This is a genomic window from Billgrantia sulfidoxydans, from assembly GCF_017868775.1.
Classification (GTDB): domain Bacteria; phylum Pseudomonadota; class Gammaproteobacteria; order Pseudomonadales; family Halomonadaceae; genus Halomonas; species Halomonas sulfidoxydans.
Genome location: NZ_CP053381.1, coordinates 1,845,885 through 1,871,699, shown reverse-complemented (window position 1 = coordinate 1,871,699; position 25,815 = coordinate 1,845,885). Strand labels below are relative to the sequence as shown.

General features: G+C 62.5%; 24 protein-coding genes and 2 pseudogenes. 5 read left to right on the top strand and 21 right to left on the bottom strand.

The window, feature by feature from the left end; genetic code table 11:
* Positions 1 to 21 precede the first annotated feature (21 nt).
* Together HNO51_RS08735 and HNO51_RS08730 are read right to left on the bottom strand one after the other, a co-directional pair.
* Positions 22 to 465: a DUF1801 domain-containing protein gene (locus HNO51_RS08735; protein ID WP_209538981.1), complete on the bottom strand. Its 444-nt coding sequence runs from the start codon at positions 463 to 465 to the stop codon at positions 22 to 24.
* 255 nt (positions 466 to 720) lie between these two features.
* On the bottom strand, positions 721 to 1,089 hold the full coding sequence (locus HNO51_RS08730) for a group I truncated hemoglobin (RefSeq protein ID WP_209538980.1): 369 nt from the start codon (positions 1,087 to 1,089) through the stop codon (positions 721 to 723).
* Positions 1,090 to 1,193: 104 nt separating this feature from the next.
* On the opposite strand from HNO51_RS08730, the gene HNO51_RS08725 reads away from it, so the two are divergent.
* Positions 1,194 to 3,254, top strand: coding sequence for an ATP-binding protein (locus HNO51_RS08725; RefSeq protein WP_209538979.1), 2,061 nt, complete (start codon positions 1,194 to 1,196; stop codon positions 3,252 to 3,254).
* A gap of 50 nt (positions 3,255 to 3,304) precedes the next feature.
* On the opposite strand, the gene HNO51_RS08720 is transcribed toward HNO51_RS08725, so the two are convergent.
* The gene (locus tag HNO51_RS08720; protein ID WP_209538978.1) at positions 3,305 to 3,961 is read right to left on the bottom strand and encodes a TetR/AcrR family transcriptional regulator; all 657 of its coding nucleotides are present in this window, start codon (positions 3,959 to 3,961) and stop codon (positions 3,305 to 3,307) included.
* A gap of 91 nt (positions 3,962 to 4,052) precedes the next feature.
* Between HNO51_RS08720 and fabF the strand changes: the two genes are divergently transcribed.
* Together fabF and HNO51_RS08710 are read left to right on the top strand one after the other, a co-directional pair.
* Positions 4,053 to 5,318 (top strand): beta-ketoacyl-ACP synthase II, encoded by a 1,266-nt coding sequence (gene fabF, locus HNO51_RS08715; RefSeq protein WP_209538977.1) that lies wholly within the window; start codon positions 4,053 to 4,055, stop codon positions 5,316 to 5,318.
* A gap of 345 nt (positions 5,319 to 5,663) precedes the next feature.
* Positions 5,664 to 8,111, top strand: coding sequence for a GcvT family protein (locus tag HNO51_RS08710; protein WP_209538976.1), 2,448 nt, complete (start codon positions 5,664 to 5,666; stop codon positions 8,109 to 8,111).
* Between the two features lie 13 nt (positions 8,112 to 8,124).
* Here the strand turns inward: HNO51_RS08710 and HNO51_RS08705 are convergent, their stop codons facing one another.
* The 5 genes from HNO51_RS08705 to acsA all read right to left on the bottom strand — a co-directional run bounded on the left by HNO51_RS08705 (position 8,125) and on the right by acsA (position 14,271).
* Positions 8,125 to 8,994, bottom strand: coding sequence for a LysR family transcriptional regulator (locus HNO51_RS08705; RefSeq protein WP_209538975.1), 870 nt, complete (start codon positions 8,992 to 8,994; stop codon positions 8,125 to 8,127).
* Between the two features lie 93 nt (positions 8,995 to 9,087).
* Positions 9,088 to 9,339, bottom strand: a complete 252-nt coding sequence (locus HNO51_RS08700) for an acyl carrier protein (protein ID WP_197450602.1) — start codon at positions 9,337 to 9,339, stop codon at positions 9,088 to 9,090.
* The gene (locus HNO51_RS08695; RefSeq protein ID WP_209538974.1) at positions 9,336 to 10,550 is read right to left on the bottom strand and encodes a dihydrolipoamide acetyltransferase family protein; all 1,215 of its coding nucleotides are present in this window, start codon (positions 10,548 to 10,550) and stop codon (positions 9,336 to 9,338) included. The genes HNO51_RS08700 and HNO51_RS08695 overlap by 4 nt, the downstream gene beginning before the upstream one ends.
* On the bottom strand, positions 10,547 to 12,556 hold the full coding sequence (gene pdhA, locus HNO51_RS20995) for a pyruvate dehydrogenase (acetyl-transferring) E1 component subunit alpha (protein WP_242597235.1): 2,010 nt from the start codon (positions 12,554 to 12,556) through the stop codon (positions 10,547 to 10,549). Before pdhA ends, HNO51_RS08695 begins: the two co-directional genes overlap by 4 nt.
* A complete protein-coding gene (acsA, locus tag HNO51_RS08685) occupies positions 12,553 to 14,271 on the bottom strand; it encodes an acetate--CoA ligase (RefSeq protein ID WP_209538973.1) in 1,719 nt (572 codons plus the stop codon). The genes pdhA and acsA overlap by 4 nt, the downstream gene beginning before the upstream one ends.
* Before the next feature lie 245 nt (positions 14,272 to 14,516).
* Here acsA and HNO51_RS08680 point away from each other — a divergent pair, with 245 nt between their 5' ends.
* Complete coding sequence (locus HNO51_RS08680; RefSeq protein ID WP_209538972.1) at positions 14,517 to 15,848, top strand: sulfite oxidase; 1,332 nt, start codon at positions 14,517 to 14,519, stop codon at positions 15,846 to 15,848.
* A 10-nt stretch (positions 15,849 to 15,858) separates the two neighbouring features.
* A complete protein-coding gene (locus HNO51_RS08675) occupies positions 15,859 to 16,239 on the top strand; it encodes a hypothetical protein (RefSeq protein ID WP_197450598.1) in 381 nt (126 codons plus the stop codon).
* A gap of 61 nt (positions 16,240 to 16,300) precedes the next feature.
* On the opposite strand, the gene HNO51_RS08670 is transcribed toward HNO51_RS08675, so the two are convergent.
* From HNO51_RS08670 to HNO51_RS08615, 13 genes and pseudogenes are all read right to left on the bottom strand, one after another.
* The gene (locus tag HNO51_RS08670) at positions 16,301 to 17,248 is read right to left on the bottom strand and encodes a GGDEF domain-containing protein (protein ID WP_197450597.1); all 948 of its coding nucleotides are present in this window, start codon (positions 17,246 to 17,248) and stop codon (positions 16,301 to 16,303) included.
* A gap of 111 nt (positions 17,249 to 17,359) precedes the next feature.
* Positions 17,360 to 18,037, bottom strand: a complete 678-nt coding sequence (locus HNO51_RS08665) for a Crp/Fnr family transcriptional regulator (RefSeq protein ID WP_197450596.1) — start codon at positions 18,035 to 18,037, stop codon at positions 17,360 to 17,362.
* Positions 18,038 to 18,147: 110 nt separating this feature from the next.
* Positions 18,148 to 18,561 carry a GNAT family N-acetyltransferase gene (locus HNO51_RS08660; protein WP_209538971.1) on the bottom strand — a complete coding sequence of 138 codons (414 nt, stop codon included), beginning with the start codon at positions 18,559 to 18,561 and terminating at the stop codon, positions 18,148 to 18,150.
* 117 nt (positions 18,562 to 18,678) lie between these two features.
* Positions 18,679 to 19,029, bottom strand: coding sequence for a DUF1622 domain-containing protein (locus HNO51_RS08655; RefSeq protein WP_209538970.1), 351 nt, complete (start codon positions 19,027 to 19,029; stop codon positions 18,679 to 18,681).
* A 56-nt stretch (positions 19,030 to 19,085) separates the two neighbouring features.
* Positions 19,086 to 19,559 carry a LabA-like NYN domain-containing protein gene (locus tag HNO51_RS08650; RefSeq protein ID WP_197450593.1) on the bottom strand — a complete coding sequence of 158 codons (474 nt, stop codon included), beginning with the start codon at positions 19,557 to 19,559 and terminating at the stop codon, positions 19,086 to 19,088.
* A 103-nt stretch (positions 19,560 to 19,662) separates the two neighbouring features.
* Positions 19,663 to 21,855, bottom strand: a complete 2,193-nt coding sequence (locus tag HNO51_RS08645) for an OsmC domain/YcaO domain-containing protein (RefSeq protein ID WP_197450592.1) — start codon at positions 21,853 to 21,855, stop codon at positions 19,663 to 19,665.
* A gap of 204 nt (positions 21,856 to 22,059) precedes the next feature.
* Positions 22,060 to 22,578 carry a GNAT family N-acetyltransferase gene (locus HNO51_RS08640; RefSeq protein ID WP_209538969.1) on the bottom strand — a complete coding sequence of 173 codons (519 nt, stop codon included), beginning with the start codon at positions 22,576 to 22,578 and terminating at the stop codon, positions 22,060 to 22,062.
* Positions 22,579 to 22,996: 418 nt separating this feature from the next.
* Positions 22,997 to 23,743 (bottom strand): SDR family oxidoreductase, encoded by a 747-nt coding sequence (locus tag HNO51_RS08635; protein WP_197450590.1) that lies wholly within the window; start codon positions 23,741 to 23,743, stop codon positions 22,997 to 22,999.
* 41 nt (positions 23,744 to 23,784) lie between these two features.
* Positions 23,785 to 24,342 (bottom strand): dihydrofolate reductase family protein, encoded by a 558-nt coding sequence (locus HNO51_RS08630; RefSeq protein ID WP_209538968.1) that lies wholly within the window; start codon positions 24,340 to 24,342, stop codon positions 23,785 to 23,787.
* 21 nt (positions 24,343 to 24,363) lie between these two features.
* Positions 24,364 to 24,747: a nuclear transport factor 2 family protein gene (locus tag HNO51_RS08625; protein WP_197450588.1), complete on the bottom strand. Its 384-nt coding sequence runs from the start codon at positions 24,745 to 24,747 to the stop codon at positions 24,364 to 24,366.
* Positions 24,748 to 24,783: 36 nt separating this feature from the next.
* A pseudogene (locus HNO51_RS20990) lies at positions 24,784 to 24,894 on the bottom strand (glyoxalase superfamily protein); the annotation flags it as partial.
* Between the two features lie 68 nt (positions 24,895 to 24,962).
* Positions 24,963 to 25,073, bottom strand: a pseudogene (locus tag HNO51_RS08620) (hypothetical protein); the annotation flags it as partial.
* Between the two features lie 123 nt (positions 25,074 to 25,196).
* Positions 25,197 to 25,679, bottom strand: coding sequence for a hypothetical protein (locus HNO51_RS08615; RefSeq protein WP_209538967.1), 483 nt, complete (start codon positions 25,677 to 25,679; stop codon positions 25,197 to 25,199).
* Between the last annotated feature and the right edge of the window lie 136 nt (positions 25,680 to 25,815).

Below are 25,815 nucleotides of genomic sequence, written 5' to 3'. Positions count from 1 at the left end.
GAGCATTCGCTAGAACGTCCTCTAGAACATCCGCTCGCCGGGCAGCCGGGCTGCCTGGCGAAGCCACTCTTCCAGTTGGGCTTCGTCGATCGGCTCATCCTGGTGGATGTGCAGGTAGCGCGTGTTGGGGTCCTTGGAGGCGACAGGCGGGGGTGGCTCCAGCGAGGCGCCGTTGAGAAACGCCACCTTGATGTACTTGGTGAAGCAGTGAAAGGTGAGAAACCAGCCCTGGCCCTCGATGCCATAGAAGGGCGAGTTCCACCTCACGGCCTTGCGCACCTCGGGCAGCGTACGCACGATGAGCTCGTCGAGCCGGCGCCCGACGTCCTGCTTCCACTCCGGCATGGCGGCGATGTAGGCCTGTACGGGGCCGTCGCCGTCACCCTTGGGGATCTGCGGGTTGCCTCCCGAAAGCAGTTTCGGTTTCGCTTCTGCCGCTGGCTTGGCCTTGTCGCGTGGCATCATGCTCTCCTCCTGTCCAGGCCGAACGAGTGCAGTTGAAATGTCGCGGTAGCGTATACGTTACCGTCGCCCTTTCCGGTGTCGCCCAGCACATCAGCTACAGGTTAGGCGAAGACTTGGCCCTTCATGGCGATGTTGCACAGACCGGCATCGACCGGCGCCAAGCTGGCCGATACCGGCATCGGGAGAATAGGACACCCGGCCCGACGGCCGAAGCAACCGGCCGCGGCTGGGGATGGCCGAGCGGCATGACCTCGCTCATCGGTGGATGATCTCTCCCTTGAGCGAATAGGCAATGCCCAGCACTTCGTCGCACACCGGGCGCGGATACTCCATCTCGTTCATGGCTTGCATGATGTCGTCCATCACGGCCACGTATTCGGCCGCGCTGACGTTCATCCCGGTGTGCGTCTCTAGCATCGAGCGCCCGGTGTACTCCACCGGCCCGCCGGTACCGGCCGCGATGAACTCCTTGACCTTGATGCGGGCCCGCTCCAGCGCCTCCTGGTCGAGGGCCTGGTAGCGTGGGCCGGCGACGTCGTTCTGCAGGTGGAGTTCGACGATGCGGTCGCAGAGCTTGTCAATACCGTCGCGACCGCCGAGTCTGTGATAAAGGGTTTCGTTCATGGCGAGATGCTCCTTTCTTGGATGCGGTTTCGGTTCGGTGCCGTGGCACCTACATAAAGGGCGTAACATTCCTTGTTACAACCGCAACAAAAGGCAATTGAGCGATGACGAAAGCGGACCTGTCGTCGATTCGCACCGCCCTCGACGCCGGCGACTTCGCCCTGGCCCAGCAACTGCTCGACGGGCTTTCGATGCCCCCTTCAGCCGAGCTGCTGGCGCTACGAGCCCAGGCGGCTTACGGCACCGGCGACCTGGAAGGTACGCTGGCCGCCTATGGCGAGCTCTACCACCTGCACCTGGAAGCGGACCGTCTCCATGAGGCTGCCTTCGCCGCCGTCATGGTCGGCATGTACCTGATGATGGACACGGGTTTGATGGCCACGGTACGCGCGTGGCTGTCGCGGGCGGAACGCCTGGTGCAAGACGCGCCGGACAATCCCGCCTGGGCGTGGCTCGCCGCGGTGCGCACCTATGAGCGCCTGATGTGCGGTGACATGCCGGGCACGGCGCAGTGGGCGCAACGGGCCATGGACGAAGGCCAACGGCACGGCCTGGCACCGCCGTCGATCATCGGGCGGGTGGCCATGGCGCGGGTCCGCATCCATGACGGCGACCTGGATGAGGGGCTAAGTGCGCTGGACGACGTTGCCGTGGAGCTGAGCTCCGGCCATCTCGACCCCCTCACCACGGGGCAGATGTGGTGCGAGGTCATCTGCGCCATGCAGTGGATCGGCCAGCACGACCGCGCCGAGGAGTGGACCGAGGCGATGGAACGCTGGCGCCATGGGGCGGCGTTCGGTGGGCTCAACGGGCGCTGCCGGGTGCACCGCGCGGAGATCATGCGCCTGCGCGGGCCTTGCGACGCCGCCGAGCAGGAGGCGCTGCTGGCCTGCGAGGAGCTGCGCCCGTGGATGCGGCGGGAGTACGGCTGGCCGTTGACCGAACTCGGCAACGCGCGGCTGCGCAAGGGTGACTTCGCCGGTGCCGAGGAGGCGTTTCTCGCGGCGCATCAAAACGCCTGGCTGCCTCAGCCGGGCCTGGCGCTGTTGCGATTGGCCCAGGGTCGGGCCGACGAAGCGCTGTCCATGATCAACGGCGCCCTCGACCATCCATTCGACGTGCCGTCGAAGGAGCGCCCGCCTTCGGGAGGCCTGCAGCGGGCTCCCTTGCGCGATGCCCAGGTGGTCATTGCGCTGGCGGCCGGAGACGCCGACACGGCTCGCACCGCCGCAGCCGACCTCGCGGAGATCGCCCGGACGTACCGCAGCCGCACGCTGCAGAACTCGGCGCTCGCCGCGCAGGGGCGCCTGGCGTTGTACGACGGTCAGGCGAGCGATGCGATACGGCTTCTCAGCGAGGCCGTCATGGAGTGGGTCTCGCTGCGAATGCCGTTCGAGGCAGCGCAACTGCGCGTCGAGCTCGCGGCGGCGCACCGCACGGCGGGCGACGAGAAGACGGCCGAACGGGAGCTCGAGGCGGCGTGTCGAGCCTTCGAGACCCTCCATGCCCTGCCCTGGGCGAAACTGGCCCGCGAGCACCTGCCGGTCACCGCGTCGCGGCAAGCGGCCGAGCCCGAGCAGTGTGTCTTCCGTTGCGAGGGGGACATGCGCACGGTGACGTTCGACGGTCTTACCGTGTACCTGAAGGATCTGAAGGGCATGCACTACCTGGAACGCCTGCTGACGGAGCCCGGCCGGGAATTCCACGTGCTCGACCTGGTGGCAGTGGAGCGTGGCTCACTCCCTGTCGGTGACACTGTGGATGGCCCCAGGCGCGATGCCCATTCCGGCTTGGGCCAGGCGGGGCTGGAAGTGTTCGACTCGAAGGCGCGTGAGGCCTACCGACAGCGGCTCGCCGAGACCGAAGAGGACATTGCCGAGGCCGAGGCAAACAACGACTTCCACCGCGCCGAGCTGGCGCGTGCCGATCGCCAGTTCCTGATCGATGAGCTTCGTCGCGGCGTCGGCCTGAACGGCCGGGCCAGAGCCGTCGGTGACGGCCTGGAACGCGCTCGCACCAGCGCCACCCGCTCGCTGCGCTACGCCCTCAAGCGCATCTCGCAACATCACCCGAGCCTCGGCGAGCACCTGGCGCGAACGATCCGCACCGGCAGCTATTTCGCCTACGAACCCGACCCGCGCGCGCCGGTGCACTGGATGACCTGACGCCCCCCGACGGGCACGCCGCTCCGGACTTCAGGGCCGATCGAGTACGCTCAAACGGCGCCCTGCCCCGCAGCTCCCGTCATGCCGTCCAGTTCGCTCTCGTCGACGCCGAGCATCTGCAGAATGTTGCGCTGGGCGGCGTCGAGGATACGCTGGCGCTCCTGCTCGCTGGGCAGGCTCTTGGCGATGGCCACGGCACCGACCAGGGAGGCGAGAATCACGCGGGACTTGTCGGCGATGATCTCGCGGTCGGGCTCGAAGGGCAGTTTCTTCAGGCGGCTCAAGGCGATGAGCCGGGTCTCCAGCATCTTCTTCATGCGCAGGTAGGAAGCTTCGAAGAGCGTACGGATCTCGGCGTTCTCGTTGCCGATCTCGTTGAACAGCACCGACTCGGGACCCGGCTTGCGCTTGCGCTCCAGTTCCTGCAGGTTCCAGCAGTTGGCGACCAGCTCCGTCAGGTGCTTCACTGAGAGAGGCCCCTTGACCAACCGGGCCGCGCGGCTGCTCTCCAGGGTTTCGCGCACCGAGGCGTGATAGAGCGCTTCCTTCGAGGCGAAGTGCGCATAGAAGGCGCCATGGGTCATCTTGGCCAGCTTCATGATCTGGCCGATGGAGACCTTCTCGAAGCCCTTTCGGCTGAACAGCTCGATGGCCGACTTGAGAATGCGCTCACGCGACTTGGCCTTGTGGTTCGTCGAGTAGGGCATGGCGATCTCACACTCCTACGCTGAATATTATGTTGATCATATCAACCTGACTGCTAGCGTGGCACAACCCCAAGCTGTTCAGGAAATTACCATGCAATCACCGCTCGTCATCACCGGCATGGGCATGATCAGCCCGCTTGGTTGCGGCGTCAAGGCAGGCTGGGAGCGCCTGCTGGCCGGCCGTTCCGGCCTCTCCATGATCAGCCGATTCGACACCGGCGAGCTGCCCATCAAGGTGGCAGGCTCAGTGCCGGGCATCGAGGACGACCCCCAGGCCGGCCTCGATCCGGATCGCGTGGTCGACGCCAAGGAGCGTCGCAAGATGGAGCTGTTCAGCCTCTACGCCATGGCCGCCGCCGAGGAGGCGCTGCGCCAGGCCAACTGGTTCCCCGAAAGCGACGCAGACCGGCTGGCCACGGCCACCATCGTCGGCTCAGGCATCGGCGGCTTCCCCACCATCACCCAGGCGCAGAATACCCTCTCCACGCGCGGCTACCGCCGGCTCTCCCCTTTCACCGTGCCGGCCTTCCTGGCCAACCTGGCGGCGGGTAACGTCTCGATCCGCTACGGCTTGCGCGGGCCGATCGGCTGCCCGGTCACCGCCTGTGCGGCCGGCGTGCAGGCCATCGGCGACGGCATGCGCATGATCCGCAGCGGCGAGGCCGAGGTGGCCCTGGTGGGCGGTGCCGAGGCCTGCATCGACCCGCTGTCGCTGGCCAGCTTCCACGCCATGAAGGCGCTCTCCACCGAGCAGGACGACCCCGCCCGGGCCTCGCGCCCCTTCGACCAGGCACGCAACGGCTTCGTGATGGGAGAAGGCGCGGGGCTGCTGGTGATCGAAACCCTGGCCCACGCCGAGGCACGCGGCGCCACGCCGCTGGCCATCCTCAGCGGCTACGGCACCAGCGCCGATGCCCATCACATCACCGCCGGCCCCGAGGACGGTAGCGGTGCCGCGGCGGCCATTCGCGCGGCGCTGCGAATGGCGAGCATGACGCCCACCGATATCGACCATATCAATGCCCACGCCACCTCGACGCCGGTCGGCGACCGGGCCGAGATCGCCGCCCTGCGCAACGCCTTCGGCGACGCCCTCGGCGGCATCCCGATTTCCGCCACCAAAGCCTCGACCGGCCACCTGCTGGGTGCCGCCGGGGGCGTGGAGAGCATCTTCTCCATTCTGTCCGCCATGCACGACCGCCTGCCCCCGACCCTGAACCTGGAGCACCACGACGAGGACCTGCACGACCTGGACATCGTCTCGGGTGAGGCGCGCCAGCACGCGACCCAGCACGTGCTGTGCAACGGCTTCGGCTTCGGTGGGGTGAATGCGGCGCTGATCGTGAGCAAGGTGTAGGGATCAGCTCTTCGCAGACTTTTGAGGGGCACTCAAGCGCCGGGCGAGCCCGGCGCATCCCTGCATGTCACTTCGCATAAAGCACCTCTTAATAAACTGATCGTCTATTAAATTTTCAGAGAATGCCTCGGCTCGCGAGGCAACCTTTCAATATTGGTGGTAACGAACTAATCCAGGGGCTGCTGTGATGCGCATCGCCACGCTTACATTGACTGCTCGACGGCAAGGTTGGCAAGTCAAACGAATAAGCTCAGCTTATTAATCACCCAAAGATAAATCGTTGGCTTCCGCCTGGCTCGCTCCCTAGCATCGAAACAAAAGGACAATAACCCGGGGAGACTGACCATGAGCCAGACAGTGCCGAGCTCGGCCCGCGTCGTGATCGTTGGCGGTGGGGTGATAGGCTGCAGTGTGGCCTATCACCTGACCAAGCTGGGAATCCGCGACGTCATCTTGCTGGAGCGCAACTCACTGACCTGTGGGACGACCTGGCACGCCGCCGGACTGGTGCCGACCCTGAGAGCCACTTACCGGATGAGCATGCTGGCCCGCTACAGTGCCGACCTGTATGAACGCTTGCGCGATGAAACCCAACAGGACACTGGTTTTGTGCGCAACGGCTCATTGAGCGTGGCCACTCATCAGGAGCGTTTCACCGAACTCAAGCGCGGTGCCTCGATGGCCAAGTTATGCGGTTTCCCTTGCGAGGTCGTGGATTCGCAAAGGGCGAGTGAGCTGTGGCCGTTGATGAATGCCGACGATATCGTCGGGGGCATCTACCTCCCACTCGACGGTATCGTTAATCCGGTCGATGTGACCCAGGCCTTGGCCAAGGGGGCGCGCATGGGAGGAGCCAGAATCTACGAGAATACCAAAGTCCTCGAGATCAAGGCCAAGCATGGCACGGCCACCGGCGTGGTCACCCAGTTGGGTGACATCGAAGCGGAATACATCGTCAATTGTGCCGGCATGTGGGCTCGCCACCTCGGCAGGAAGACAGGAGTCAATATCCCGCTTCATGCCGCCGAGCATTACTATGTCGTCACCGAAGCGATGCCTGACCTGGCGACCCAACTGCCTACCCTAAGGGATCTCGACAACTGCAACTATTTCAAGACCGATGCCGGCAAGTTGCTGATTGGTACCTTCGAGCCAAATGCCAAGCCGTGGGGACACGAGGGTATCCCCGAGCATTTCAGTTTCGATGAGCTACCGCCGGACCTCGACCACCTGGAACCTTACCTTGAGGCCGCCATACGACGCGTGCCCGCCCTCGCCAAGACCGGCCTCCAGGTCATCTTCAACGGCCCTGAGAGCTTCACTCCGGATGACCGATACCACCTTGGTGAAGCTCCGGAGCTGCGCAACTATTTCGTCGCCGCCGGGTTCAATTCGGTCGGCATTCAATCTGCAGGAGGCGCCGGCAAAGTGCTTGCCGAATGGATCAGCAAGGGACACGCCCCGATGGACCTGTGGGACGTGGATATACGCCGCAACTTGCCCTTTCAGGGAAATGCCACCTATCTCTATGACAGGACCACCGAGGGGCTGGGCCTGCTGTATGCCATGCATTGGCCATTCCGCCAGTTCGAAACGGCACGCAATGTACGAAAAAGCATCCTGCATGACCGACTGGCAGCGGCCAACGCGTGCTTCGGCGAAGTGGCAGGCTGGGAGCGGGCCAATTTTTTCGCTCCCGAGGGTGAAAAAGCGGAATATCGGTACAGCTGGGGCAAGCAGAACTGGTTCGATTGGTCAGCGGCGGAGCATATGGCCGTGCGCGAGAAAGTCGGACTGTTCGATCAGAGCTCCTTTACCAAGCTGCTGGTGCAGGGCCGCGACGCGGTAACGCTGCTCAACCGTATCTGCAGCAACAACATAGACGTGAGCCCGGGGCGCATCGTCTATACCCAATGGCTCAACGAGCGTGGCGGCATCGAAGCCGACCTTACTGTCACTCGACTCACGCAGGAGGCTTTTCTAGTCGTCTCCGGTGCGCCGACCCAGACACGTGATCTCGACTGGCTGCAGCGCAACACCCCCGAGGAAGCAAGGGTCGTGGTGACCGACATGACCTCATCGATGGCCGTGCTCGGTGTGATGGGCCCTGCTTCGCGCGAGCTACTGCAAAGTTTGACCGATGAGGATCTCACCAACGAAGGCTTCCCTTTCGGCACGTCGCGCGAAATCGAGCTGGGCTATGCCCGGGTGCGTGCTTCGCGCATCACCTATGTCGGTGAATTGGGCTGGGAGTTGTATATTCCCACGGAATTTGCGCCGGATGTCTTCGACCGGATCATGGCGGCCGGTAAACCCTTCGATCTCAAGCTATGCGGCTACCATGCTCTCAACTCATTGCGCATCGAGAAAGGCTATCGACATTACGGTCATGACGTCACTGAGGAAGACACGCCGCTTGAAGCGGGGCTCTCTTTCGCTTCGGATTTCGACAAGCCGGATGGCTTCATTGGTTGCGAAGCACTACTCCGACAGAAAGAGGAAGGTGTGACGAAGCGGATGGTATTGTTCCGATTCCTCGACCCGAAAGCCACCAGCTTCCATGAAGAGCCGATCTACCGCAATGGCTCAATTGTAGGCCGCACCACCTCGGGCATGTTTGGTCATTACGTTGGTGCCAATATTGCCATGGGCTATGTCGAAAACCCCGCTGGCATCACGAAACAATGGATCGAGAGCGGAGAATACGAGATAGAAATCGCCATGCATCGGTACAAGGTCGAGGCAAGGCTGCGTGCGTTCTACGATCCCGATATGCAGCGAGTAAAGAGTTGATGCGACCCGTGCGCTAGCCGAGCTCCTTCAGCAGCCAGTCGTGGAATGCCTGGGCAACGCCGGAAAGCGGCCTTTCATGCAATTTGATGAGGAAATAGCTCGCCTGGCATTCCATGCCCTCTCGGAATGGCGACATGAGAAACTTGTGCAAATACGAGCCTTGGACCAGCTCGTCATTGAGCAAGCAGACGCCTACGTTCTCGATCGCCAGGCTGGCGGCTATGGTATAGCTATCGACGTAGAAAAGCTGGCCACTCTCGGTGGATTCTGGCAAGTGTCGCGTGAGCCAGTCTTTCCAGCCGTTGGGAGTGCCAAGAACATCGATCAAAGGCAGCTCGAGCAGGTTACCGGTATCGCGCAAGTGATTGGCCAGGGTTAACGAGCAATAAGGACGTATCTCTCTCGACAGCAGGCACTTGGCCTGATATGAAGGCCAATTGCCTGAACCATAACGGATTTCCAGTTCGGCGCTGCTTGGGGGTGATTCCGCCTCCCAGTTCATGCCATAGATGCGTACCGTGATATGAGGGTAGAGTTTGGCAAACCTCTCCAGCCGAGGTGCCAGCCAGAACTGAGCGAAGGTGTTGTTGACGCTGAGTTCCAGCGTCCCCTGAGCTTCGGAATCGAAGATACTGTTTAGCCCTTTTTCGATGTGCCCAAGCCCTTCCCGCACCACGCCCAGATAGGCACGTCCCGCTACGGTCAGCTGGATGGCGCGTGTCCGCCTCTCGAAAAGACGCCGACCCAGCTTGTTCTCAAGCAGCTTGATCTGTTGGCTGACAGCCGATTGGCTCATGTTCAGCTCTTGAGCGGCTTGTGAGAAGCTCAGGTGCCGACCCACCGCCTCGAAGGTTTTCAACCAGTTGAGCTGGAGATTTTGCATAGGCATAGCTGCACAAGGTCCTGCTTGTCGATGCAGCACCTATACCCTTTTCATGAAGGAGTCGCAAACTTGAGAGCTGCCCAAGGGTGGAGTTCAACAGTTTTCGACTCGCGTTTCCAGATAATCCAGCAGCGCTTGGAGGTTTTGCATCCGTGCGTAATCGCTCTCTGGGATATTGACGCCCAGACGCTGGTGTACAGCGGTTAGCAGGTTGAGGGCATCCATGGAATCGAGATCGTATTCGTCACGCAGCCGGGCACGGTCATCGAAGTGGTCGATATCGATATCCGGCGCAATGGCGGAAAGCTCCTCGAGCACGATGGTACGCAATTCTTCTCTGTTCACAGCGCCTCCGGATGTTGCAGTTGAGCATCGATTTCGTTGAGAAATCGCGCGCCGAGGTGGCCATCGCAGACACGATGATCGGCGGCCAGGCTGACATCCACTGCCGGTCGAATCGCCAGCATGCCTCCCACCGCCAGCGGGCGCCTGCGTACGGAACCGAAGCCGACCATCGCTACCTGAGGCGGATGGATGACCCCGTACACGGTATCCACTCCTCGCTCCCCCAACGCCGTGACGGTGGCCGTGGCACTGCTGAGTTCGGAGGCGCGTAGTCCACCGCTGCGGGCACGCTGCACCAGGTCCTGCAAGCGGCTCATCAGTGCTGGCAGATCCTGCGCTTCGGCATCCCGCAGCGCCGGAGCGATAAGTCCTCCGCCCCGTAAATGAATGGCCATGCCGAGGTGGACACGCTCGGCTGGGTGGAAGCCTTGTTCGTCGTAATGACCGTTGAGGTCCGGGTAGCGCGACAATGCCCGGGCGGTCGCCTTCATGAACAGCGCAGCCATCAACAGGCGGGCCTCGGGCGGCTGTTCTCGGTTGTACTCCGCCAGCCAGTGCTCGGCAGCGTGCAAGTCGAGCGTCGTGGCGAGGTAGTAATGAGGTATCTCGCGCTTGGAGCGACTCATGGACGCGGCAATGGCCTGGCGCATCTCGTCGCGGTCGAAGGCACCGCTGCGCCGATGCTCATGCCTGGGCTTGTCATCGGCAGCCTGGGCAAGATCACGCAACACAACGGCACCACCCGGGCCGCTGCCGTTGATATTGCCAAGCTCCAGGCCAAGTTCACGCGCCCGTCGCCTCGCGGCAGGTGAGGCCGCTACCCTGTCGGTTTCCGGCTGAGGGCTTGGTGCCGGAGGCGACTCCGGAAATTTAGAAGGCTCTGCTACCGGCCCGGCGGATGTCGCTTCCGCGGAAACGGTTTCGGCCAAGACGGCTGGCTCCAGCAAGGAGCCGGGCCGCCCGGCAACCACTCGTTCGCTGCTACCGATGCGAGCCAGGGGCGTACCTACCGGCACCCTGGTATCCGGCTCCACATAGCACTCTTCGACCACGCCGCTCTCGAACACTTCCACATCGATAGCTCCCTTGGCAGTCTCCACCACGGCGATGACCTGCCCTTTCTCCACACGGTCGCCCGGTGACACCAACCATTCGACCAGGGTGCCCGCCTCCATGTCGGCCCCCATCGACGGCATCAGGAAATCGCTCACGGCGTGGCCCCCATGACCTTGCGAGCCGCGGCCAGGATGCCCGCCACCTGGGGCAGCGCTGCATTCTCGAGATGTCGCGGGTAGGGTATGGGGATCTCGTCGGTGCAGACCCGTTCAATGGGAGCATCCAGTGCCCAGAAGGCCTGCTCCGCGAGGATAGCGGCGATCTCGCCTGCCAGGCTACCGGTCTTCCAGCCTTCGTCGACGATCACGGCGCGATGGGTGCGACTGACCGACTCGATCAGCGTCGCCGTGTCCAGCGGGCGCAGCACGCGCAGGTCCACCACCTCGGCCTCGATACCCTCCTCGGCCAGGACGCCGGCTGCCTCCAGGGTCTTGGGCAGGCTGCCGCCGTAGGTGATCAGGCTGAGGTCACGACCCGCTCGGCGGATGGCGGCACGCTCGATGTCCACACCCTGCGGGCAGGGGTCCAGCCGCCCTTCACGGTTATAGAGCATCACGTGCTCGAAGATCAGCACCGGGTTGGGATCCTGCAGTGCCGCCCAGAGCATGTAGCGAGCATCCTCCAGGCAGCCGGGGGCCAGTACCTTGAGACCCGGTACATGGGCGTACCAGTGCTCCAGGCTGTGGGAGTGCTGGGCGGCCACCTGGCGGCCGGCTCCTGTGGCCATGCGGATCACCAGAGGTACATTGAACTCGCCGCCGGACATGTGCAGCAGGGTGGCAGCAGCGTTGACGATCTGGTCCATGGCCAGCAAGCTGAAGTTCACCGTCATGATCTCGACGATGGGCCGCGCCCCGCCAAGCGCCGCGCCGATGCCGGCGCCAGTGAAGCCGTTCTCCGACAGCGGCGTATCGCGAATGCGCTCGGGACCGAAGCGCTCCAGCAGGCCGCGGCTGACCGCGTAGCAGCCGCCGTAGTGGCCGATGTCCTCGCCCATCAGGAATGCTCGCGGGTTGTGCTCAAGCGCTTCGATCAGGCCGAGCCGGAAAGCCTCGCGATAACTGACTTCCACAGGCTCAGGCTCGACGGCAGGCGGCGCTATCGGTGCAGCGCTCGCTTGCCGATAGACGTGTTCGAACCGGCTGGCCTCCGGCTCCCATTCCGCTGCCTCGGCGTAGGCAACGGCCTGCTCCACTTCTTCACTGATCACGCCTTCCATTGCCTCGAGCTCGCCCTCGTGCAACATCCCCGATTGCTGCATCCACTGTGATAGGCGCAGTATGGGATCGCGCTTTTTCCACTCCTCCACCTCGGCCTTGTCGCGATAGAGTTCCGGGTCGAACATCGAGTGGGCGCGAAAACGATAGGTGCGGCACTCTAGGAAACGCGGTCCCTCACCGGCACGGATTGACTCCAGCATCCGGGCACTGGCGGCCTCCACCCGGGCGATATCCATGCCATCGACATACTCAGCAGGCACTCCCAGGGCCTCGGCCTTGCGGTGAAGCTCCGTCTGGGCATGGGAGTAACGCAGTGCCGTGCCCATGGCGTACAGGTTGTTCTCGCAGACGAAAAGCACCGGCAGCTTCCACAGGGCCGCCAGGTTGAGGCCCTCATGGAAGGTACCTTCCGCCGCGGCGCCGTCGCCGAAGAAGCAGACAGTGACCCGGCTACGCCCGGCGAGCTTGTCCGCCAGGGCCAGGCCGACGGCAAGCGGCAGGCCGCCGCCGACGATGGCATTACCACCGAAGAAACGGGCGGCGGCGTCGAACAGGTGCATGGAGCCTCCTCGCCCCCTGCTGCAGCCGGCCTGCTTGCCGTACATTTCGGCCATCACCCGATCCATGGGAATGCGGTTGAGTAGCGCGTGGCCATGCTCACGATAGGTGGAGACCACCGCATCGTCGGGTTTCAGTCCGTACATGACCCCCGTGCCCACGGCCTCCTCGCCGATATAGACGTGCAGGAAGCCGCGGATCTTTTCCTGCGTGTAGAGCTCCACGCAACGCTCCTCGAAACGGCGAATGCGCAGCATCTGGCGCAGCAGGTCGAGCAGATGCGACCGGGACAGCCGCGGTTTATCGATCGAAGGCGTACTCATTCCCGGGCTCCTTCCAGCGTTGATGTATCGCCCTCCGGCAGCCCCAGCTCCTGGGCCCGTAGCAAGCGTCGCATGATCTTGCCGCTGCGCGTGCTGGGCAGGCTATCGCGGAACTCGACTTGACGGGGTGCCACGGCCGGCCCGAGACGCTTGCGTGCCAAACCAAGGATCTCCTTGCGCAGTGCCTCGCCGGGTTCATGGCCGGGCTTGAGCGACACGAAGGCCTTGACCGTCTCGCCTGCGATCTCGTCGGGGATGCCGATCACGCCTGCCTCGGCCACTGCTGGGTGTTCCATCAACACGCTCTCTACCTCGAAGGGGCCGATCAGGTGCCCCGAGGATTTGATCACGTCGTCGGCGCGGCCGATGAACCAGAAGTAGCCCTCCGCGTCGCGGCGGGCCAGATCGCCGGTGAGGTACCAGGCGCCGGCGAAACACTGGCGGTAGCGCGCCTCTTCATGCAGATACCCGCGAAACATCGAGGGCCAAGGAGTCTTGAGGACCAGCTCGCCGGTCTCGTCCGGCTCCTCGATCAGTTCGATACCGGCGCTGGTGCGCCTTGCCACACCGGCTTCGATACCGGGCACGGGGCGCCCCATGGAGCCAGGCTTAATCGCCATGCTGGCGAAGTTGGCGATCATGATCCCGCCGGTCTCCGTCTGCCACCAGTTGTCGTGGAAGGGCAGCCCCAGCGTTGCCCTGCCCCAGTACACCGCTTCTGGATTCAGCGGCTCGCCCACGCTGGCGAGGAAGCGTAGATTCGATAGATCGTAGCGACGTGCCAGCTCCGGCCCTAGCTTCATCAACATGCGGATGGCCGTGGGCGCGGTGTACCAGACCGCTACCTTCTGGTCCTGGAGGATGCGGTACCAGCGCTCGGCATCGAATTCCTCTTCGTCCACCACCATCGTCACGCCATTGGTGAGCGGCGCGATGATGCCGTAGGAGGTGCCGGTGACCCAGCCGGGATCGGCGGTGCACCAGTAGATATCACCTGGATGCAGGTCCAGAGCGTACTGGCCTGTGATGTGATGGGCCACTACCGCCTCATGCACATGAATGGCGCCCTTGGGCCGCCCCGTGGTGCCGCTGGTGAAGTGCAACAGCGCCGGGTCTTCGGGGTTCATGGCCCGGGTCGCGTATTCCGCCGACTGGTCGCGAAGGACATCGTCGACATCCAGGGTTCCCCGCGGCGCCTCCCCCACCCCACCAATCAGCAATACATGCTTCACGGAGGGCATCTTGTGGATCCAGTCGGCAAGCTTGCGACGATAGAGTCGCTCGGTGGTGACGATGGCCACCGGCGCACCGATCTCCACCCGTGAGCGAATCGGCTCCGGCCCAAAGGCAGAAAACAAAGGGGTGAAAACGCCACCGTGCTTCAGTGTGCCCAGGGCGGCGGCGTAGAGGTCAGGGATGCGATGGGCCAGGCAGTAGACGCCGTCACCCGGTTGCAGGCCCAGCGTGGCCAGCAGGTTGGCAAAGCGGTTGGCCCGCGCCGCCAGCTCACGATAGCTGATATCGACGGGGTCGCCCTCGCGGGGCAAAAATCGGATCGCCGTCTGGTTTGCAGTGGGCGTACCGAGGTGGCGGTCGAGAGCCGCGTGGGAAATGTTGATCCCAGCAGGCATTCCGTTGAGCTGTGCACGGGCATCGCTCCAGTTAAACGACGCCCGTGCAGCAGCATAATCTGGCAGGGTCGGGGACAGCCGCATCGCCCACCTCCTGGGTGACAGCCTGTCATGGGTTATGACGTGTGGTCATCGAAGCGTAGTGCGAATTCCCGAAGGGCCATCATGACGAACATCAAGTTAAGTGCGACTTGCCAGTTGCTTCCAGAGTTTACTGCTAATCTGGAATAACGAAAGACGAGGAGTAAAGGACAACTCCATCACGACAACGACAATTCCGGCACGGCGCACAAGGGAGCTCGGCGCCAAGGCCTGCCTGGAGCAGCGCCATGACGAAACTTCCTACCAATAACCGAACCCGAGGCATCCACGCGCTTTACGCAGAAGATCCCGAAGCGGCAGATCGCCTGCTGTGGGGCCGCGAAGTCGATCCACTGACTCGCCGTGGTTTTCTAAAGCGCTCTAGCCTGCTGGCCATGGCCGCTGCCGTGGGTGGCTCCATTCCGTTTGCCGACCGCATGCCCGGTGGGCTGATCCCAGCCGCGTTGGCACAGAGTGACGAGCCCTTCACGCTCGAGGGCAAGGAGGGCCTGACTGTACTCAATGATCGCCCCATCAATGCAGAGACCCCGGCCCACCTGCTCGATGACGACATCACGCCGGCGAAGCACATGTTCGTGCGCAACAACGGCATTCCCCCCGAGTTGGAAAGCATCGATGCCGACACTTGGGAGCTGGAGATTGCCGGCGAGTCCTGCGAGAACCCTCAAACTTTCACCATCGCCGACCTCAAGGAGCGCTTCGAACACCACACCCTGCAGTTACAAGTGGAGTGCGGCGGCAATGGCCGCAGCGAGTACGTACCCTCGGCCAGCGGCAACCAGTGGACGACCGGCGCGGTGGCCTGCCCGACGTTCACAGGCGTACGCCTGCGCGATGTATTGGAAGCCTGTGGGATCAAGGATGACGCCGTCTACATCGGCTACTACGGCACCGACCGTCATGCCAGTGGCGATCCCAACAAGGAAGCGATCTCGCGCGGCGTGCCCATGGAGAAGGCGCTCGAAGACGAGTCGCTGATCGCCTGGGCAATGAACGATGAGGATATCCCCCACTTGAACGGATATCCCCTGCGGCTCGTCTGCGCCGGCTGGCCAGGCTCCGTTTCCGGCAAATGGTTAAAGCGGATCGTGGTTCGCAACCAGAAGCATGATGGTGCCAAGATGGCGCCGCCTTCCTACAGTATGCCCAAATATCCGGTGGCTCCGGGCAGCGTGGTGCCCGACGAGGACTTCGAAACCATCGAATCGATGCCGGTGAAGTCGCTGGTGACGTACCCTCGCTCGGGTATCGAGCATGCTCTTGGCGAATCGTTGACGGTACGTGGCCATGCCTGGGCAGGCGACCTTTCGGTAGAGGAAGTCCATGTCTCCATCGATTTCGGCACCACCTGGCAGAAGGCTGACCTGCAGCCGCCTCCCAATCGACTGGCCTGGCAGCGTTGGATCGCCACGGTGGGGTTTCCGGAACCCGGCTACTATGAGGTCTGGGCCAAAGCCACCGATTCGGAAGGGAGATCTCAGCCCATGGTGGTACCGGGATGGAATCCCAAGGGCTACCTCAACAATGCCTGCCACCGCATAGCGGTTCAGGTTACCTAGGGGGGTATCCATGAAGCGCTCAAACAGGCTTGTCATCACGCCCCTTGGTGCCGCCATCTTCTGCTTCTCGATTGCCGCGCCGGCTCAAGAAACCGATTCAGATACCGGTCTGATAAAAGCCGAAGGATGGGAGACGGTGCGCAACAACTGCACCGCCTGCCATTCGGCCAACCTGGTGACTCAGAACAGCGGGACCCGCAACCATTGGGAGAGTCTGATCCGCTGGATGCAGGATACCCAGGGGCTATGGGAGTTCGAAGCCGAGACCGAGGAAACCATCCTCGATTACCTTGCCGAGTACTACGGCCCCAAGGAAGACACACGGCGTCCTGCACTGCCGCGCACGCTTATGCCGGATAATCCGTATCCTACGGTTGCCGATGCTGACTGATCCCAGCAGGCCCCTCGCGAGGGGCCTGCATCGAGGCACTTCTACCGGACGGAAGCTGCCCCTACAGCTTTCCCTCCGCAACGATACAATCGCGCCCACCCTGCTTGGCCCGGTAAAGCAGCCTATCCGCCTTTTCGATCAGCGAGGCCTGACCACCGCCATCCGCTGGATTAGCGGTGGCCACTCCCATGCTGACGGTGACGAGGTGAGAGACATCGGAAGCGCGATGAGGAATGGCCTCGTCACTGAGGGCGGCTCGACAGCGCTCCGCCACCTGACAGGCGGCTTCCTGGTCCGTCTCGGGCAGCACGAGGGCGAACTCCTCGCCGCCGAAGCGCGCCAGCAGGTCGCGCGGCCGCACGGCCGACGAGCCCAGTATCTGCGCCACGCGGCGCAGGCAGTCGTCGCCTGCGAGATGACCGTAGTGATCGTTGTACTGCTTGAAGCAGTCAATATCGAGCATGATGAACGATAGAGGCTGGCCGGAGCGCCGAGCACTCGCCCACTCCGACTCCAGTATGGAGTCGAGCAGGCGCCGGTTGGCGACACCGGTCAGGCCATCCTGATAGGAGAGCTCCTCCAGCTCACGCTGGAGCCGCAGCAGTTTCTCCTCATTCTTCTTGCGCTCGCTGATGTCGAACATGAAGCCGATCAGCGCTTCCGCTTCACCGTTGTCTTTGCGTACCACGTGCACGACGTCGCGAATCCACACGTAGCTGCCGTCGGCCTTCAGCGCGCGGTAATCCGCCTCATGGTCGACTCCCGCCTTGGACTGGGCCACACAGAAGCCGACGACCCGCTCGCGGTCCTCCGGGTGCATGCGCTCGACCCAGTCGTCGATACCGATCCAACTACCCTGGGGCCAGCCCAGCAGGCGCTCGATCTGCGGGCCGACATAGGCGAAGCGCATCGTCTGCCAGTCGATCTTCCAGGGGATGGCCTGGGTAGACTCCAGCAGCGTCTTGTAAATGGCGGTATCCACGCTCAACTCTGCGGCACCGATACTCATGGATTCATGGCCTCTGCATATCGCTGGACGCGTCCGTGCAGGTTCTCGCCTCACTAGCCATGACTCTGACATAGCGAGGCCGGGAAACAGAGCAAATTATGACTATCGAGCTCATACGCGAGTATGAGCCTGCCTGATTCGCGCCTTGATTCGACTAAGAGACGCCGGGGTGACGCGAACGTAGCCGGCTATGTCCCGGTCGGCCAGGCGCGCGGCGATGTGAGGGTATTCCTCGATGAAGCGCCGATAGCGCTCCTCGGCGGAGAGCGTCAGCAGGTCGCGTTCGCGGCATTCCTTGCGAAAGCCATAGAGCTCGAACGAGCGCCTTAGGGCGCGCTGCCATTGGGGGTGCCTGTCGGCGAGCTGATCCAGGATCTGATAGGGCAACGATTCGACCACAGCCGGACAGGCCGCGATGGCGCTGAAGCTGGTGACCCCGCCCGGTGAAAGCGCGGCAAGGCTGGCAAAAAACCTGCTCTCAGCGACAAAAGCCTTGACCCAGGCATCGCCTTCATCGGTTTCGTAGATCATTTTGATGATCCCGCTTTCCACGAAGTAGACGAAGGGGTGGACGACGCCGTCCCGAAAGAGGGCATCGCCGGGCTGTAACGTCTTGCGCCGAAGCAGAGGTTCGACGAGTTGCCAGTCGGGAAGTAAGCAGCCGGCAAGCTGCTCGAGAATGTGTTTCGCTGTACTCAAATGGCCCTCATGCACATTGTTCTGGATGCTGAGGTTTTCAAGAATGCCATCCGAAGGGTGTCCAGCATAGCCCGCAAAGTCTTTGTCCATGTCGGTTTCGCCGTCTTCCCTGCCCAGTACCCTTCGCTGGAATGGCCGGCAAGCCATTCGACACCAAGATACCTGGACGGTGCTAGCCGATAACGCTCCCGGATAGCTGCTCAGGCATCGCTTGACTGCGATCGGGTAAGTACCATGGTTCGTCCCTCGAAGAGCTTGAAGCCGCTTCTTGAGTAGAATGGCACCAGTTCTTCCCCGGCATTGAGAAATACCTCCTCTACGCGGGAGAGCTGCTTCAGAAGTGAATCGACCAGCGACCGCCCCAGCCCTGCCCCCCGCACCTGGGCGTCGACCACGATGTCGTCGAGATGGGCGCGGTACACACCGTCAGTAAGGGCCCTTGCGAACCCCACCAGCTTGCCTTCTTGACGAATGCAGACGAAAACATCGAGGCGTGCGATCATCGCTTCGATGTCTCCAAGGGTGCGGTCCGCCGCCCAGGTCGTCTGCTGGAACAAGGTATGGAGCTCGTCGGCGGTAGGCTTGGTTAACGTTGTTGTCTTGAATACGTTCATGCGAGGCCTCTTGTTGGCTAGAGGTAACGTCCATGCACCGAGAAGCTGGCATAGGGCCAGCTTAGAGCAGCCGAGATACGAGGCTTTCGGCCGACGTTCGCCGTGGCGGGGCCATGCCTACTCCTTCTTCTGCCACGGCCAGCGCCCGGACAGCTCGACTTCCAACGTGAAGCTGAGGAAGGTGCGTATCAGCACGATGATGGCGAGTATGCCTACCGTCTCGAAGGTCAGCTCCACCGCCACGGTATGAATGATGTCTGCTGCCACGAGAAATTCCAGGCCAAGCAGGATACCTCTACCAAGTCGTTGACGGACCTCGGTATAGATCTCGTTGGCTTGGTGATGCTTCAACCGAAGGAGCGGTACAACCACCAGGGCATATAAGGCAAATCCGACGATAATCAGGATGCCGACGATCTCGGTGATCGTCACTCCCCACTCTGCAACCGCTTTTACCAATTCCGGCACGTTGCCTCCTGCATGCGATACATTCCTGTAGTGGCGCCGTAGGACGAAGAGTCATGTCACAACAGAAGCTTTTCCCCGATCGGCTTGAACTCGGTCGCCGCTCGCTTTATCGAAGCTGCCGTCAACTGCGGCACGCCATAGACCTCGACCCTCTTGCCGTGCACTTGACGGAGCTTGTCCACCAGCAGGTCGAAATCGCCGTCTCCCGAGACCAGCACGATGACATCCGCCTGCTCGGCGTATTCGATGGCATCGAGGGCAATGCCGACATCCCAATCGCCTTTTGCGGTGCCGTCCGCTCTCTGGATGAATGGCTTCAGCTTCACCTCGAATCCTATGGCGCGAAGGATAGCCTGAAACTCGCGCTGCTTCCGGTCGCCCCGGTCGATGGCATAGGCAATGGCCGTGACGACTTCCCTGCCAGCCGTGGCCTCTGCCCAGAACGCGTTGTAGTCGAAATGGCGTCGATACGCCTCCCGCACCGTGTAGTAGACGTTCTGGACGTCGACGAAAATTGCCACCTTGGCCATTGCAGGCTCCTTTTCTTATCGATAGAGGCGCCAAACGCTGCGCCCCGAGCCAGTATGAACTGACCCGGGGCGCTTGTGAGCACGGAGCTGGTGCTCGTTCGGCTTACAGCGCCACGCCCGCCCGCCTGGCGCGGTGGGCGTGCAGCTTCTTGTAGCTCTCGATCAACCGCTGGTGCTTCTCCAGGCCTTCGAGCTGCATGCTGGTGGGCGTGAGGCCGTGGAAGCGCACCTCGCCAGTCACCGAACCGATCACCGCGGCCATGGTCTCTTCGCCGAACATGCGGGTGAGGTTGTGCCGGTAGTCGTCGAGCTCCAGCTCGTCGTCGAGCACGATCTCCAGCACCGCAGCCATGGCCTGGTAGAACAGCCCGCGCTCCACGGTGTTGTCGTTGTACTGCTGGAACATCTCGACCCGCTCCAGCGCCTCTTCGTGCTGCCCCAGGGCGAGGTGGATCAGCAGCTTCAGCTCGAGAATGGTGAGCTGCCCCCACACGGTATTCTCGTCGAACTCGATGCCGATGAGGGTGATGATGTCCATGTGCTCGTCGAGCTGGCTCTCCTCCAGGCGCGCCAGCAGGTCGGCCAGCTGGCCGTCGTTCAGCGCATGGAGGTTGAGGATGTCCTCGCGGTAATCCAGGGCCATGTTGGTGTTATCCCAGATCAGGTCGTCCACCGGGTACACCTCGGAGTAGCCTGGCACCAGGATGCGGCACACCGGCGCGCCCAGGTCCTCGTGCACGGCCACGTACACCTCGTTGCCCATCTCTTCCAGAATACCGAACAGGGTCGCCGCTTCCTCCGCGTTGGTGCCGGAGAAGTCCCAGTCGACGAACTCGACATCGCTCTTCGCGCTGAAGAAGCGCCACGAAACCAGCCCCGAGGAGTCGATGAAGTGCTCGACGAAGTTGTTCGGCTCACTGACGGCCTGGGAGTTGAAGGTCGGCGGCAGGAAGTCGTTCAGGCCCTCGAAGCTGCGACCCTGCAGCAGCTCTGTGAGGCTGCGCTCCAGCGCCACCTCGAAGCTGGGGTGGGCGCCGAAGGAGGCAAACACGCCGCCGGTACGCGGGTTCATCAGGGTCACGCACATCACCGGGAACTGGCCGCCGAGCGAGGCGTCCTTGACCAGCACCGGGAAGCCCTGGGCCTCCAGCGCCTGGATGCCTTCGAGGATGGCCGGGTAGCGCTCGAGCACTGCCATGGGCACGTCGGGCAGCGCCAGCTCCTGCTCGAGGATCTCGCGCTTCACCGCCCGCTCGAAGATCTCCGAGAGGCACTGCACCTGGGCTTCCTGCAGCGTGTTGCCGGCGCTCATGCCGTTGCTGAGATAGAGGTTCTCGATCAGGTTGGAGGGAAAGTAGACCGTCTCGCCGTCCGACTGGCGCACGAAGGGCAAGGCGACGATACCCCGCTCCCGCTTGCCGGAGTTGGTGTCGATCAGGTGCGAGCCGCGCAGCTCGCCCTCGGGGTCGTAGATCTCGCGGGTGTAGTCGTCGAGGATGCCTTCGGGCAGCGCGTCGTTGGGCCCCGGCTTGAACCACTCCTCGTTGGGGTAGTGCACGAAGGCGCTGTTCGCGATCTCCTCGCCGAAGAACTGGTCGTTGTAGAAGAAGTTGCAGCTCAGGCGTTCGATGAACTCGCCCAGCGCCGAGCACAGCGCGCTCTCCTTGGTGGCGCCCTTGCCGTTGGTGAAGCACATCGGCGAGGCGGCGTCGCGAATGTGCAGCGACCACACGTGGGGCACGATGTTGCGCCAAGAGGCGATCTCGATCTTCATGCCCAGCTCCGCCAGGATGCCGGACATGTTGGCGATGGTCTGCTCCAGCGGCAGGTCCTTGCCCTCGATCCAGGTGTAGGCCTCCTCGTCGGGCTGCACCATCAGGAGCGCCTGGGCGTCCTCGTCGAGGTTCTCCACCGTCTCGATCTGGAAGTCGGGGCCGGTCTGCACCACCTTCTTGACCGTGCAGCGGTCGATGGAGCGCAGGATGCCCTCGCGATCCTTCTCGGAGATGTCTTCCGGCAGCTCGACCTGGATCTTGAAGATCTGGTTGTAGCGGTTCTCGGGGTCGACGATGTTGTTCTGCGAGAGCCGGATGTTCTCGGTGGGGATGTCGCGCGCCTTGCAGTACACCCGCACGAAATAGGCCGCGCACAGCGCGGAGGACGCCAGGAAGTAGTCGAAGGGGCTTGGCGCCGAGCCGTCGCCCTTGTAGCGAATGGGCTGGTCGGTGATGACGGTGAAATCGTCAAACTTGGCTTCAAGCCTGAGATTTTCGAGAAAATTGACTTTGATTTCCATGACGGGCTACCGGTGGGGATGTGTTGCAGGCGCAGGCCGAGGCGCGCAGTCTACCACACCACCCCGACCCTTTCGGCAACCACCGGCCCGGCATGGTCACGCGGCGCTGGCCCCAGGGAAGCGCACACCGCACACGGCGACTTGCGGTTTCTCCAATAAAATGGATGAGCTCCAGCCTAACGGACATGGGCTTGCCCCACGGGCTCAGGAGGGCCGCTCTGTCAGAAACGCCTCGTGAAAGGTCACGGTGCCTTGAGGAGCATTACCGCCTAGCAGCAGCACGAAGAAATATTCCGGCGGCACGCCTTCATAGACAAGTTCCGGCATGTTGCGAAACCCGAACTTGACATAGTACTCGGGGTGACCAACGAGGCAGCATCCTTGAGCGCCGATATTTCTCAGGCGTGCCAACCCCTCCTCCACCAATGCCTTGCCAATCCCCTGGCGCTGGTATTCCGGGAGCACCGACACGGGTCCCAGCCCGTACCAGCCCTGGCTGCCGTCGGAGACGATCACCGGGGAGAAGGCAATGTGCCCTACCAGCCGATCATCCCGCTCCGCCACGAGCGATACCGCCAAAGCATTGGCGGCGCGCAGTTCCTCGATGATGTACTGCTCGGTGTGGCTGCTATATGGCATCGCCTGGAAGGCTGCGACGGTCACGTCGTGTATTGCGTCAATATCGGCAGGCGTTTCGCTGCGGATGAGCAAATTTGACGGCATGTGCTTACGTCTCGCTTCGACTTGAACCAATCGCCATCGCGCTCGTCACGCACTATCTGGAATGGGTAGCGAGCATCGATACGAGGAAATCCTGAGGAAGGATGCGAAGGGACTGACTGGAGGCAAACAAGAGTCTACCCGGTAAACGCGTTACCGGGTAGTTCCCTGCGTACTTATGTCTTTTCGTCAGAGCTGTCTCAGCAGCTTTCGTTACTCAAATTAACGTTGAGTAACGTTAAAAGCAACATAGACAAAGGGCTAAGACGCATGGCCGTCCTGGTACTGCTTGGCAGAGAGCAATACTGCTAAGTGACTGAACATGTTTTCGCTATGCTACCTCGGGTTCCTGTCACCAAGCGGCTATGGAAATATTTGGAAACGCAAGCGTCGGCATGCGTTGCAATGTCGAAGCGGGCGACTACCGCCCGCCCGTTACGTCCAGCAGCGCCCCGGTGGAGTAGGAGGCTTCATCCGAAAGCAGCCAAAGGATGGCGCGCGCTACCTCCTCGGCCTGGCCGCCGCGCTGCATGGGCACGGAAGTTTTCACCCGCTCGACGCGATCGGGCTCGCCGCCGCTGGCGTGGATCTCGGTGTAGATCACGCCCGGGCGTACGGCGTTGACGCGGATGCCCTCGCCCGCGACCTCCTTGGCCAGGCCGATGGTGAAGCTATCGATGGCGCCCTTGGCGGCGGCGTAGTCGACGTATTCATTGGGTGCGCCGAGCCGGGAGGCAATGGAAGAGACGTTGACGATCGCTCCGCCCTGCCCACCATGCCGGGTCGACATGCGCCGCACGGCTTCCCGGGCGCAGAGAAAGCTGCCGATCACGTTAGCCGTCAGCACCCGGTGCAGGCGCGCGGCGTCCATCTCCTCTACGCGCATCTGCGTTTCCAGAATGCCGGCGTTGTTGACCAGCGCCGTGACCGGGCCGAGCTTCTCGTCGACTTGCTCGAATAGCCGTGCCACGTCGGGCTCATGGCCGACATCACCCGCCACGGCAATCGCCTCGCCGCCAGCCCGGGCGACCTCCTCGACCACGGCGAGAGCCGCGGCTTCGTTATGCCGATAGTTGATGCACACGGCGTAACCGCTAGCGGCGCCCAGGCGCGCCGTTGCCGCGCCGATTCCTCGGCTGCCGCCGGTAATCATCAGGACCTTTTTCAATGTACCTCCTCCTTGCCGCTCTGCTCTTGATCCTGACGGCCTTACTCCTGAAGGGAAAGCCGATACCGCAGCTCGACCATGCCGGTTCCCATCTGGCGTACCGACTCGAGACGCAGGGTCGGGCTCAGCACGCGACGTGGAAAGAGCGGCCTGCCCCTGCCCAGGGTAACGGAGCCGACCTGAACGATGAGTTCATCGAGCAGGCCGGCATCGTGAAACTGCCCCGCCAAGTCGCCGCCTCCGACGACCCAGAGGTTCTTGCCACCCGCGGCTGCGCACATCTCTTCGTGAACCTGGGACACGCCTCCCTGCACGAAGCGGACGTCCGCTCCTAGCGGAATTGGGAGATCGCGATGGGTGAACACCCAGGTAGGCTGAGTGTACGGCCATGGCGAACCGGCCTCGGCTGCTACGGTGTCGGCATGGCGCAGGATCCACTCGTAGGTGGTGGCTCCCATCGCCAAAGCGCCCACTTCGGCAATGAAATCCGGATAGCTGGATTCGTTCAGTTCACCCAACGGAAACAGCCACTCCAGGGAGTCGTCTTCGGTGGCGATAAAGCCATCCAGACTGGATGCGGTGTAATACTGTGTCTTCATGGCTTCACGCCTTTCCGTTAGTCAGCTTCGATCGATGATCTTGATGATCCGTCCAGCGCCGAAGGTGAACTCGGAGACGCCATTCAGCTCGATCAGGCTTCCCGCCTTCGGCCCGCCGGGAATGTCCTGGGCCAGACGGCCATGGTAGTCGATCTCGGCCGTGGCGCCGTCCTGACTGAGGGTCAGGCTGCTAACACGCTGCACACGCTCGGCGAAGAACCCCTTGGCATGTTCGGCAAGCTGACGAAACTCGTCGATGCCATTGGCCGAGGTGGTGAGTTCATCGCCCGAGTAATTCTCGAAGCTGATGCCCGGATCGAGCACGGCCAGCATCCCGTCAATGTCGAAATTATTGTAGGCGGTAATATAGCGCTCGATGAGGTCGCGTTTCGTTGCATCGTCCATGATGGTTTCCTCTAAAGGTGCTCACGTAAAGGATGCTCAAGTACTGATGGCATCGGTGAAAATGAGCCGGTTGCCGAACGGGTCTGCAATCTTCATCTCCTTGCAGCCCCAGGGCATCGTTTCCAGCCCCGGCTTGGCGTACGAATAACCGGCGCCAGCACCCGCTCGCCTTGCGGATCGACTCTTTGACTTACCGCTTGCACGGTTTCGAGACGACGACTGACCAGAACCATCGACGCCCCACCTGCATGGAGCCGCTCGGCTATCGCTTCACCGTTGCCGGTACCCGCCCCCGTCACCACGGCGACTTTGCCCGTGAATTCCATATCGCACCTCTAGGTAACCCATGCAGGACGCGCCATCAGCGCCACCTTCAGGCATAGGTCAAAGGCGCCCTTGGCTCAAGGCTTGGCAACGATGCCGACCCAGCAAGGCTGGCAATTGCGCGGTCAAGCTCTGGGTGTGGCCGCCATCGCTTCGCGAAGCACCCCATTCAGCAAGAATGCAAAACCCAGGCACCAGGCCACGAAGGCAGCGACATGCCCGTATTCCCAGCGGCTGCGCAACCGGGCGTAGGCCTGAACCGCATCAGCCGGGCTGGCCTGCAGCGCCTCAGCCCAGGCGGCGTTCACCGGCTGTACGAGCAGGAACCAGAGAGCCAGAGAAAGGCCCAGGCAGGCCGTTCCCGTCAGCGTCGAGCGGAACGCGACCCGCCCACGAAGCAACCAGGTCAGCACGGCAGCGGCCAGGAGGGCAATGAGCTGGAGCGGCCCGCCGACAAGACCAAAAAACGCATAGAGCGTTGATGTGACCCGCATGTAGAACTCGGGGTCGTATTGCATCCGAACCGGTAGCTCAAGCACATGGGCTCCCCCCATGACGAGGCCAAGCGCCGTAATGAGTAATGTGAAATGCCACCACACACGAAGCACGCTCGCCTCCTCGAAATGATGGGAATGGGGGACTGGACATTCATGAGCGGTCGAGACCACCGCGGAAGATTGCTACCCTCACTGACATGTCTCGAAGATTCCGGCTTTGCCGGAGCAGCGCTACTCGCCAACGACG

Coding starts and splice junctions, on each gene's coding strand:
- HNO51_RS08735 (WP_209538981.1), bottom strand. CDS start 465: ATGATGCCACGCGACAAGGCCAAGCCAGCGGCAGAAGCGAAACCGAAA.
- HNO51_RS08730 (WP_209538980.1), bottom strand. CDS start 1,089: ATGAACGAAACCCTTTATCACAGACTCGGCGGTCGCGACGGTATTGAC.
- HNO51_RS08725 (WP_209538979.1), top strand. CDS start 1,194: ATGACGAAAGCGGACCTGTCGTCGATTCGCACCGCCCTCGACGCCGGC.
- HNO51_RS08720 (WP_209538978.1), bottom strand. CDS start 3,961: ATGCCCTACTCGACGAACCACAAGGCCAAGTCGCGTGAGCGCATTCTC.
- fabF (WP_209538977.1), top strand. CDS start 4,053: ATGCAATCACCGCTCGTCATCACCGGCATGGGCATGATCAGCCCGCTT.
- HNO51_RS08710 (WP_209538976.1), top strand. CDS start 5,664: ATGAGCCAGACAGTGCCGAGCTCGGCCCGCGTCGTGATCGTTGGCGGT.
- HNO51_RS08705 (WP_209538975.1), bottom strand. CDS start 8,994: ATGCAAAATCTCCAGCTCAACTGGTTGAAAACCTTCGAGGCGGTGGGT.
- pdhA (WP_242597235.1), bottom strand. CDS start 12,556: ATGAGTACGCCTTCGATCGATAAACCGCGGCTGTCCCGGTCGCATCTG.
- acsA (WP_209538973.1), bottom strand. CDS start 14,271: ATGCGGCTGTCCCCGACCCTGCCAGATTATGCTGCTGCACGGGCGTCG.
- HNO51_RS08680 (WP_209538972.1), top strand. CDS start 14,517: ATGACGAAACTTCCTACCAATAACCGAACCCGAGGCATCCACGCGCTT.
- HNO51_RS08675 (WP_197450598.1), top strand. CDS start 15,859: ATGAAGCGCTCAAACAGGCTTGTCATCACGCCCCTTGGTGCCGCCATC.
- HNO51_RS08670 (WP_197450597.1), bottom strand. CDS start 17,248: ATGAGTATCGGTGCCGCAGAGTTGAGCGTGGATACCGCCATTTACAAG.
- HNO51_RS08665 (WP_197450596.1), bottom strand. CDS start 18,037: ATGGACAAAGACTTTGCGGGCTATGCTGGACACCCTTCGGATGGCATT.
- HNO51_RS08660 (WP_209538971.1), bottom strand. CDS start 18,561: ATGAACGTATTCAAGACAACAACGTTAACCAAGCCTACCGCCGACGAG.
- HNO51_RS08650 (WP_197450593.1), bottom strand. CDS start 19,559: ATGGCCAAGGTGGCAATTTTCGTCGACGTCCAGAACGTCTACTACACG.
- HNO51_RS08645 (WP_197450592.1), bottom strand. CDS start 21,855: ATGGAAATCAAAGTCAATTTTCTCGAAAATCTCAGGCTTGAAGCCAAG.
- HNO51_RS08640 (WP_209538969.1), bottom strand. CDS start 22,578: ATGCCGTCAAATTTGCTCATCCGCAGCGAAACGCCTGCCGATATTGAC.
- HNO51_RS08630 (WP_209538968.1), bottom strand. CDS start 24,342: ATGAAGACACAGTATTACACCGCATCCAGTCTGGATGGCTTTATCGCC.
- HNO51_RS08625 (WP_197450588.1), bottom strand. CDS start 24,747: ATGGACGATGCAACGAAACGCGACCTCATCGAGCGCTATATTACCGCC.